Here is a 1,531-nt window from a genome sequence, read left to right as displayed (position 1 = left end):
GCCAGGACTGCAACAAGGGCGGCCTCGATCATCGCAGGCGTCTCCCGTCCTCGGGTACCGCGGATAGATCGACGTTGTAGCCCTTCGCGGCGAGGGCCTCGAGCACGAGGTACTTTACCGTGACCCGGCGGTTTAGCGCTTCCTGGCGCAACGCTGTCCACACCGTATCCGGCACCTCGAATTTGAGGGCCGTACCCTTGGCAGGCGCAGCAGGGGCAAGTGGGACTTTGGGTTCTTGGGCAGTCGAGACTGCTGAGGCTGCAGCAGGCATGGGCTCAGCTGTTGGATGCACCGGCTCCTCGACCCGCGCCTCGGGCGCGGACGAGGGCCGGGTGAAGCCCAGGTCGCTGGTAGCCACAGCGAGCTGCTGAGCATCCTCGGGCGAGATCCGGGGCCGCGGGCGCGGCGCGGGCTGGAAGGCGGGCTTCATCATCGTGCTCAGGCCGCCTGCTGATGGACTGCCAAGACCTCGAGGAGCTCACCCAGCGCGCCGGCAACCTCCTGGAGGGCCTTGGGATCGCCGTCCGGGTGGGCGGGCGTAGCGCCGGTGAAGTGGATTGACTGATAGGCCGCCCGCTGGATGACTTCGGTACGCAGGACCGGAATGCTGGCGGACTGGATCTCCTGCCGGGCGTGCTGCGCCACGCGGCTCTGCAGGGGCGACATCTGCGTGAGAGCCACTCGGGCGGGGATCGGCCGGCGCAGCATCTTCTCCGCGCGCTGCACCACCTCGTACGTGCGGAACACCTCCTGCAGGTCCATGCCCGAGACCTTGGACGGGATCAGCACGAGGTCGCTCTCGGCAATGGCATACGTGACGGCCTGCGAGGCCGCGCCTTCGAGATCCACGAACACGAGGCTGTAGCGCGAGGCGGCGTCGGAAATCCGGTCGAGGACCGTCTTCTCGGTCACGTCAGCGATGACGTCGACGCGACAGTCTTCTCCGGCGCGCTCGCGCCAGGAGGCGACATGCCCATTTGGATCCGCGTCGATGATGGCGACACTACCGCCCTGGCGCGCGTAGGCGTCCGCCAGGCAGATCACGAGCGTTGTCTTCCCGACGCCGCCCTTGGTCGAGCAAACGGATATGACCGCCATTGCCCCAGCTCCCTGTTGCGCGCCTTCCCCAGCGCCCAAGCGAGCTGAAGCCCAAATGGTCAACGAACCCTTAACCCGAGCGCCCCGATGGGCAAGTTCCCCTTTGGGCTTCTGGGCTCAGGGGTGATCACCCATAAACCCTTGAGCCCGTAAGAGCGGGTGGGTTGATGGGCGATGGACCTGATGGGCATCAGGGCGAAGGTTCGAATGGGTAGATGGCCTGAAGCCCACCTGCCCCTCAGGGTTACAGGATTTCGACGGACCGGTTCAGGCCGCGACGTTGACTTAGCAGCGTCGCCCGGACGACATGAGCGGTCCCGGTTACGCTCGATCTGTCGAGTCGTGAGTCGGGGAAGGAGATGATCGCCGCGGAAACGAGACCCTGAAACGACTACGGGCCCCCCGTCGCCAAACGAGGAGCCCGCGAAATCGA

At 66.0% G+C, this 1,531-nt stretch carries 2 protein-coding genes; both read right to left on the bottom strand.

Features of this window, described 5'->3' with window-relative positions:
* Window positions 1-28: 28 nt before the first annotated feature.
* Complete coding sequence (locus tag MET9862_RS28980; RefSeq protein ID WP_142586313.1) at window positions 29-430, bottom strand: hypothetical protein; 402 nt, start codon at window positions 428-430, stop codon at window positions 29-31.
* Window positions 431-438: 8 nt separating this feature from the next.
* Window positions 439-1,098 (bottom strand): nucleotide-binding protein, encoded by a 660-nt coding sequence (locus MET9862_RS28975; protein ID WP_053608426.1) that lies wholly within the window; start codon window positions 1,096-1,098, stop codon window positions 439-441.
* Between the last annotated feature and the right edge of the window lie 433 nt (window positions 1,099-1,531).

The organism is Methylobacterium symbioticum (genome assembly GCF_902141845.1).
GTDB classification, from domain to species: domain Bacteria; phylum Pseudomonadota; class Alphaproteobacteria; order Rhizobiales; family Beijerinckiaceae; genus Methylobacterium; species Methylobacterium symbioticum.
Note: the sequence above shows the minus strand (reverse complement) of the source record. Positions and strands in the feature narration are given on the sequence as shown.